Below are 8,397 nucleotides of genomic sequence, written 5' to 3'. Positions count from 1 at the left end.
TCTACGCGCGCTGAACTTAGTTGAGCGCGCTTTCAGTATTCCAGGAAAGGCGGAATAGGACATCCGGCCGCTTCCCGCCGCACGCAGGTCAAAGCATGCGTTCGGTTGCGGTTGCTCGAATTACAATGATCGCTGGCGTCTCTGGGACTCGAGCTCTCAATTAAGAGAAGGACTCGTGGACCCCCACCCCCGCCCCCTCCCCGCAAGGGGGAGGGGAGGGCACTGCCATCGCGGGGAGAACTCGCCTCCAAGGACGGAAATCACTCGATGTCCTGAAAAATCAGCTTCAAACCGCTGCCTGCGCCTTCGCTCGCTTAGCGTCGCGGATCGCCTGCCACACCTTCTGCGGCGTCAGCGGCGTCTGCAGGTTGGTGATCCCGAGCTCGAACAGCGCATCCATCACGCCGTTGGTCACGCAAGGCGGCCCGCCGATCGCACCGGACTCGCCGCAACCCTTGGCGCCCAGCGGATTGGTCTTGCACGGCGCGGAATCGTCGAGCGTGACCGTGATCGCCGGCACGTCATCGGCGCGCGGGATGCAGTAGTCCTGATAGGTCGCCGTCAGGAGTTGGCCGTCGGCGTCGTAGGCGACGCCCTCGTAGAGCGCCTGGCCGATGCCCTGGGCGACGCCGCCGTGGATCTGCCCGGACACCAGCATCGGGTTGACGGCGACACCGACGTCGTCGACCGTCGTGTAGCGCACCACGCTGACGATGCCGGTCTCCGGATCGATCTCGACCTCGCAGATATGGCTGCCGTTCGGCCAGCTCGGCCCGTCCACCTCGCCCTCGCTGTCGACGGAGAGCTTCGCGCCCTGCTCCTTCTGCGCGATATCGAACAGGCTGATGCGGCGGTCGGTGCCGACCACGGTCAGGAACCCGTCGCGATATTCGATATCTTCGACCGCGGTCTCAAGCAGGTTGGAGGCCTTCTCGCGCGCCTTGGTGATGAGGTCGTTGGAGGAGACCGCGACCGCGGTGCCGCCGACGAACAGCGAGCGCGAGCCGACGCTACCAAAGCCGGTGGCCAGGTCGGTATCGCCCTGCACGACGTCGATCTTGTCCAGCGGGATGCCGAGCGTGTCTGAGATCATCTGGGTGTAGGTGGTCTGCAGCCCCTGCCCCATCGCCATGGTGCCGGAATGCAGGACGACGCGGCCCTCGGCGGTCGCATGCAAGCTGACCTTCTCGGTATGGGCGCGGCCGCCGGTCCATTCGATGTAGCTGGTCAGGCCGCGGCCATAGAGCATGCCGCGCTTCTTGGCCTCGCGCTTGCGCGCGTTGAAGCCGTCCCAGTCGGCCAGCTTCGACGCGCGCTCCAGCATGTGCGCGAAGGCGCCGGAGTCATACACCTGCCCGACCGCGTTGGTGTAAGGCAGCTGCGCCGGCTTGATGTAGTTGGTCTTGCGGATGGTGCGGGGATCTATCCCGATCTGCCGCGCGGCCGCATCGAACAGCCGCTCGACGATGAACACGGCCTCGGGCCGGCCCGCGCCGCGATAGGCGCCGACCGGCGCCGTGTGCGTCATGACAGTCTTGACCTCGAAATGCACCAGCGGCAGGTCATAGACGCCGGTCTGCACGAAGGGCCCGAGCACCAGCGGAATGATGTTGCCCGTACCCGAGGAGTAGGCGCCGGTGGCGCCGATCGAGCGCACGCGATAGGCCAGCACCCTGCCCTTGGCGTCGAGCGCGAATTCGGCGGTCGAGGTGAGATCGCGGCCATGGGTGCCGCCGAGGAATTCATCGGTGCGCTCGGCGCGCCAGCGGATCTTGCGATTCAGCTTAGTGGCGGCATAGGCGACGATGCCGTCCTCCGGATAGAGATTGGTCTTCTGCCCGAAGCCGCCGCCGATATCGCCGACCAGCACGCGCACGTTCTCCTTCGGCCGCTTCAGGATGTCGGCCAGCACATCGCGGGTCGAAGCCGGGGTCTGCGACTGCACATGCAGGATCAAACGGCCGCTCTTCTTCTCGATCTCGGCAATGGTCGAGCGCGGCTCCATCGCAGATGGAATCAGGCGCTGGCTGACGACGTCGAGCGAGACCCTGTGCGCAGCACCGGCAAAGACCTCCTCGACCTTGGCGGCATCGCCATAGCTCATCGCGGCGACGATGTTGTCAGGCGCCTCGGCCCACACCGCCGGCGCGCCCGGCTTGATCGCCTCGACGGGATCGACCACGGCCGGCAGGACCTTATAGTCGACGCTGATGGCCTCAGCCGCACTTTGCGCAATGGCGCGCGAGGTCGCAACGACCGCCGCCACCGGCTCGCCGGTGAAGCGCACGAAGTCATGGGCGAGCAGCCGCCGCGGCGGCACCGTCATCGGCTTGCCGTCGGGCCGCTTGAAGATCGCCAATGTCGGGATGATGCCGATATTGTCGGCAATCAGATCCTCTCCGGTATAGATCGCCTCGACGCCGGGCATCTCGCGCGCCGCAGCCACATCGATCGCGGCGATCTTCGCGTGAGCGTGCGGCGAGCGCAGCACGTAGAGCCAGAGCGCGCCCTCTTCCGGCTTGTCATCGATGAACTGCCCCTTCCCGGTCAGCAGCCTCTGATCCTCCAACCGCTTGACGGGCTGCCCCGCACCGAACCGCATATTGCCGGGAAGAATGTTCATTCGTGAGTCCTTGGTCTATCAAATGCAATTGCAACGCGTTTTAGCGGATTTGCTGACTGAAACAACCACGCCCGTCATTCCGGGACGCGCTCGCAGAGCGCGGGCCCGGAATCCATAACCACGAACAGAAGTGCTGGTCGTTGGCTTCGTGCTTCAGCACGCCTTTCTGGGAGTATGGATTCCGGGCTCGCGCTACGCGCGCCCCGGAATGACGCTCCGAGAGATCGAGGCCGAAGGTGAGAACAAACGTCAGCACAGACTGTGCAACACCTCTTCCACCACCTTGCGCTGCTCGGCGGTGAGCGCGGCCTGCGGCGGCACGGGGTCGCCGACGTCGTAGCCCTGGATGGAAAGCCCCGCCTTGATGCAGGCGGCGAGATTGAATTTGGCGAAGGCCTCGTTGACACGCCACAGCTTCCGCTGCAACTGGAGCGCATCGTCCCAGCACGCGGCCTGGCAGAGATTGTAGAGTTCGACGCTCTGCCGCGGGATGATGCAGGCCGGCCCCGCCATCCAGCCGTGACCGCCGATCAGCATCACTGCCGCCGGAATATGCGAGGACGCCGCGAACACCTTGATCGCGTCGCCGCAGCGATTGATGATCGACAGCAGCCGGCCGGTGTTGGTGGAGGCGTCCTTGATGTAGCCGATGCGCGGATGATCGGCGAGCCGGGCGATCACGTCGAGCGACAGATCGGAGCGCTGGAATTGCGGGTTGGTGTAGATGACGACGGGAATGTCGACCGCATCAGCGATCGCGCGGAAATAAGCCTCGACACCGGCATCGCTCAGCGGGAAATAGGCCTCCAGCACCGCGAGGATGCCGTCGGCACCGCGCGCCTGATAGGCTTTGGCTTGCGCCACCGCATCAGCAATCGCGGTCGAGGCGACGCCGGCCACGACCGGCACGCGCCCCTTGGCCGCCTCGATGGTGGCCTCCACGACCGTCATCCGCTGGGCGCGGTCGAGATAGGCGAACTCGCCGGTCGAGCCGAGCGGGGTCAACCCATGCACGCCGGCATGGATCAGATCGTCGCAGAGCCGCCCCAGCACGTCGGAGCGGATGTTGCCGTCGGCATCGATCGGCGAGACGAGATAGGGAAAGACACCATGGAAATCGGACATGCAGGCTGCTCTCGACATGACGTCGGCAACAGCTAGCTCATCCCGCGCGCCGGCGAAAGCGCGATGCGCTTTATCGCACGCCGTGCTCGCTGATCCAGGCGACACAGGCCGGCAGCGCCCGCGCCTTGAAATCGGCCGAGATCGCGATCGTCTCCAGCGCGCGCGAGGTGGAAATGCGGCCGCCGGCGGTCGCCTGCGACGGCTTGAAATGCGCGAGCTGCAGCGCATGCTCCTCATCGGTAAAATTGGTCATGAGGTTCGGCACCATCTGGTCGCGAAAGCCGGGGCCAAGCCGGGCGGAGAGCGCGTCGAACTTGTCCTGAACGAACCGCCACACGAGCCCCGGCTGTTCGGCCGAGGAGGCGACCGTGCTGAAGACGGGGCCGACAACGGTCACCGGCATCTCGTCCGTCAACGTCAGGCCGAGCGTGCGCGTAGCGAGTGCCGGGTCCCGCGCATTCGCCGCCGCCAGATAATAGCGCACGCGCTCGCTGGTCACGGTGCTCGCACGGGCAAGCCTGAGCAACGTTTCATAGCTGTCCTGGTCGGCGGTGAGCCCCACGAGATGCACGACCGGGTCGCGCAGCGCTGGCACAAGTGACTGCGGATCGCCGGCAAAACGGGCAAATCTCGCCCGAGCCTCGGTGAGGATATCGGCATCGCCGAGATCGCCGAGCACACGGATCAGCCGCGCACGCAGCGGCGTCTCATCATCATCGCCATGGCCGGTGCCGTCCCAGCCGAGCCGGTCGAATACCGGGCGCAGCCGCGTCCGCGCATAGGATCGCAAAGCTTCGCGCGCAGGCTCGCCGCGCGCCAGATGATCCAGCGTCGCGAAGCTGGAAATGACCTGGTCCCAGATCGCGCGACGGTCATCAGGCGCGAGGCGCTCGACCAGCCCGAGATAGGCGGCTGCGTCGGCGCGGCCGGCGGCGACCATCGCCCAGGCATCGTTGAGCATGTTGAGCCGGTCTTCCGGCGTCATCTGGTCGAGCGCGGAGGTCAGCGCCGCGCCGGCGTGCGGACCATAGTCCACCCGGTAGTAGCCGATGTCGCCGCGATTGACCTTGATCGGGGTGGCGCAACTGCCGGCGGCAATGCTGGCGGCGCCGTCGAGGAGCCACTCCGATGGCGCCGCGGCTGCGGCAGCCGGTCCGAACATGACCGGCAGCTTCCACGCGACCGGCGGCAGGCTTTTCGCATCAGAGAGTCCTGCGAAGCCGCGCGCCGGAATGATCGCAAACCGGTCGAGCCGCAGCGAAAGCTGCTGCACGCCGTCATGGCAGTCGGTCTCGGCGCGCACCAGCGGGACGCCGGCCTGCTCGGTGAAGGGCGCGGCGACTGCCGCGACCGGCTTGCCGGTCGCCTGCTCCAGCGCCTGCCACAGATCGGCGGTGGTCGTGTTGGAGCTGGCGTGCACGGCCATATAGGCGCGGATGCCGGCTCGAAACGGCTCCTCGCCGAGATAGGCCTCGATCATGCGGATCAGCGCCTGGCCTTTGCTGTAGGTAATGCCGTCGAAGGCGACCATCGCCTCGCTTTCATCGCCGACCTGCTGCTGGATCGGGTGCGAGGTGCGACGGGCATCGAGCCCCATCGCGAACTGCTTCTGGCCATAGCCGTTCAGCCAGGTGTTCCATTGCGGATGAAGCTGGACCGCCGCCTTCTCCTGCATCCAGCTGGCGAAACCCTCGTTCAGCCAGAGATTGTCCCACCACCCCATGGTGACGAGATCGCCGAACCATTGATGCGCCATCTCATGGGCGACGATGCTGAAAATGTCCCGCCGCATCACGTCGGAATCGATAGCGGGATCGAACAGCAGCCGGCTTTCGAAGAAGGTGATGCCGCCCCAGTTCTCCATGGCGCCGCCGTAGCCGCCGGGGATCGCGATCAGGTCGAGCTTGGGCAGCGGATAGGCCGTGCCGAAATAGTCGTTGTAATAGCCGAGCAGCCTGACGGCTTCGTCCAGCGCAAATCGCCCCTTCGCGCTCTTGCCTGCCGTCGTCACGACGCCGACGGTTACGCCGTTCGCATCGGCGGTGAGCCGCTCCAGCTCGCCCGCGCTCAGCACGAACAGATAGGTCGACATCTTCGGCGTCGGCGCGAAGCTGACCCGCTTCAGGTCCGGCGCGACCGGCTCCTCGCTCGCGACCGGCATATTGGAGACCGCCAGGAAGGAGTTCGGCACGGTCACCGTCAGGGCGAAGCTCGCCTTGAACGCCGGCTCGTCCCAGCAGGGAAAAATCCGCCGCGCATCGGCCGGTTCGAGCTGGCTCGAGATCATCCGCCTCATGCCCTGCCCGCTCGGATAGTCGACGAAGAACAGCCCACGGTCGAATGAATTGATCTGCGACTGAAAGCGCAGATGCAGCCGGTGACGACCCGCGGGGAGAACTTGCGCAAATTCCAGGGCCACCGTTTCGGCCGCAGTATCGGGCGTGACCACCGCGCGCTCGGGGCCGTCATCCAGGGTCGCCTCTGCGATCACGATGTTGACCGCATTGAGCATGATCCGCGCCGTCGGCTCGCGGAGCTCCAGCTCGACCGTCTCCTGACCTGCAGTCGTCAGCCGGGCGAGGTCAGGCGTGAGCTCGATCTGATAGCTGATCGGCACGATCGTCTTCGGCAGCTTGCCCGGCATTGCATCGAAGGCAAACAGCGGCTCCGCCGCAAGCCGCAACGGCAGCAGCGTCGCCAGGATCAGCGTCGTCAGGATCAGTGTCGCCACATGCAGCACGGCGACCGGCGCAGATCGTGGCCGGCGGCTGCAGACTGACGGGGGATGATGGTCGTCCGCGCTCGCCGTGATCATCTCGAGAGAATACCGTTTCATGGGATGAAGTAGAACGGATTGGGCAGCTTGAAAGTCATTTCGGCGTGACCACCCGCAAGGTCGCTCTTCTGATCGCCGATACTGGCAATGATGGTGAAACCACGGCTCTCGATATCGACGCGCTTGCTGGTCTTGTAGTGGGCGACGCCGGGCGGTGAATACGCATCACGCAGATCGATGTTCTCGGGCTCGGCAAAATTGGCCGTGGGCGGCGCCGCCGTGCTGCAGCCGAGCCGCGGATCGACGTCACGAACCGGGACCGCGGTTTCTGCGCGGGCCGCACCCGCCGCGACCGCGCAAACCGCCAGGGCAAGGATCAATCGCGCGACCAAGGTCGTCTCTCCCAACCGCCGAAACCAGTCGCTCTACGATCCCAAGTTGAAATTTTTACGACAACTCAACCGGCCTGTTCCGACCACGGCGTATCAGCATGAAAATCGTGGCCGCGGGCGTGACCTCGCTGCAACAGATGTTCACGAAAGAGAGCATTAACCCTAATCGTTAGAACCTGCTTCAAACTTTCCATTCACCATGTGGGTAGGCGATGCCTCTCGCGCCGAGAGGCCTTGCCTGATGATGCCTGCCATCGTGCTTATCGTCGATGAGCCCGATCGCAGTAAATCAGCGTGAGCGCGAAACGGAACCATTGCGGTCTGGAACACGGACGAAGACGACGAAATGGCCCCCGATCCGCGTAATTCAGTCATTTTTCCGCCGTACTGGATGACCATCTTGGCGTGCGTGAACGAGTTAGTACGAGTGCTCCAGCGTAAATTCGCGGCGGGAATTTCGATCGGAGACGAGGGAGCCCTGCAGCGAGAGCGACGATGACGACGCTTTACGATTTGCTCGGTGCTCTTCCGAACGATGACGCTGAAGAGATCCGGGTTGCGTTCCGCAAGGCGGTGAAGGGCGTACACCCCGACGTCAACCCGGGCGACCCCGAGGCGGCGGCGAAGTTTCGGCAGATCATCCGCGCCCACGACATCCTGAGCGATAGCGAGCAGCGCGCCGCTTACGACCATCTGCTGACACTCGCCCGCGAGGAGCAGGAGCAGGAATCCAAGCTCGCTGTTGTCGCCAAGGTGCACAAGGTGGCCTCGGGCGTGATGGCGCTGACGGTGGCGTCCGCCGCTGCGGTCGGTGGCTACCTGCTGTTCATGCACATGTCCGCGGCCTCGGTCGCACCGCTCAAGCCGATCGTCGTCACCACCGACCGGATCAAGGGCGGCTTTGGGCTGGGCAAGCCAGCCGAGACCGCGGCCCTCGCACCAGAAGCGGCTTCGTCCACAGATTCGAGTTCGGCCGTTTCCGTCCCGACGATGGCGAGCGCTCCGCCTGAGCAGCTGCCCCTGCCGGTCGAGAAGGTCGACGACGTCTATGCCAGCGATGAGGAGCGTGCGTCCTGTGCGCAGCCGCAGGCGGGTTCGTCGTGCAGCAATGCCGAGGTCACGGGCGCGGTGCCGGCGCAAGCACCGGGGAACGACGCGAAATTTTATCATGAACGCGCCATGGCGTCGTACCACAAGGGCGACCTGATGGCCGCGATGGGCGACCTGAACCAGGCCATTCAGATCGATCCGCGGCTGAAGCAGGCCTATATCGACCGCGGCATCGTGTTCTATCGGCTGCACAAATTCGATCGCGCCTTCGCCGACGCTGCCGCCGCGAAGCGGATCGAGAAGGCCGACCGCGCCGTCATGGATGCAATGGCCAAGAAGCAGCCCTTGCGTCCGCTCAAGCTCGACCCGCCCCATGTCACGCGGGTATCACAACGGCACACGAATGGCGTTGCGGACTAGCGGAGCAAAAA

General features: G+C 65.1%; 5 protein-coding genes. 1 reads left to right on the top strand and 4 read right to left on the bottom strand.

Annotated elements, in window-relative coordinates; translation table 11 throughout:
* Window positions 1-286: 286 nt before the first annotated feature.
* The 4 genes from BRAS3843_RS18185 to BRAS3843_RS18170 all read right to left on the bottom strand — a co-directional run bounded on the left by BRAS3843_RS18185 (window position 287) and on the right by BRAS3843_RS18170 (window position 6,916).
* Entirely contained in the window at window positions 287-2,623 is a 2,337-nt protein-coding gene (locus BRAS3843_RS18185) for a xanthine dehydrogenase family protein molybdopterin-binding subunit (protein WP_008970450.1), read from the bottom strand.
* Window positions 2,624-2,872: 249 nt separating this feature from the next.
* Entirely contained in the window at window positions 2,873-3,748 is an 876-nt protein-coding gene (locus BRAS3843_RS18180; protein ID WP_008970449.1) for a dihydrodipicolinate synthase family protein, read from the bottom strand.
* A 70-nt stretch (window positions 3,749-3,818) separates the two neighbouring features.
* On the bottom strand, window positions 3,819-6,584 hold the full coding sequence (locus BRAS3843_RS18175) for a M1 family metallopeptidase (RefSeq protein ID WP_008970448.1): 2,766 nt from the start codon (window positions 6,582-6,584) through the stop codon (window positions 3,819-3,821).
* Window positions 6,581-6,916 carry an HAD family acid phosphatase gene (locus tag BRAS3843_RS18170; RefSeq protein WP_008970447.1) on the bottom strand — a complete coding sequence of 112 codons (336 nt, stop codon included), beginning with the start codon at window positions 6,914-6,916 and terminating at the stop codon, window positions 6,581-6,583. Before BRAS3843_RS18170 ends, BRAS3843_RS18175 begins: the two co-directional genes overlap by 4 nt.
* Window positions 6,917-7,411: 495 nt before the next feature.
* Here BRAS3843_RS18170 and BRAS3843_RS18165 point away from each other — a divergent pair, with 495 nt between their 5' ends.
* Window positions 7,412-8,386 carry a J domain-containing protein gene (locus BRAS3843_RS18165; RefSeq protein WP_008970445.1) on the top strand — a complete coding sequence of 325 codons (975 nt, stop codon included), beginning with the start codon at window positions 7,412-7,414 and terminating at the stop codon, window positions 8,384-8,386.
* Window positions 8,387-8,397: the final 11 nt, after the last annotated feature.

This window comes from Bradyrhizobium sp. STM 3843, from assembly GCF_000239815.1.
Taxonomy (GTDB): Bacteria; Pseudomonadota; Alphaproteobacteria; order Rhizobiales; family Xanthobacteraceae; genus Bradyrhizobium.
Note: the sequence above shows the minus strand (reverse complement) of the source record. Positions and strands in the feature narration are given on the sequence as shown.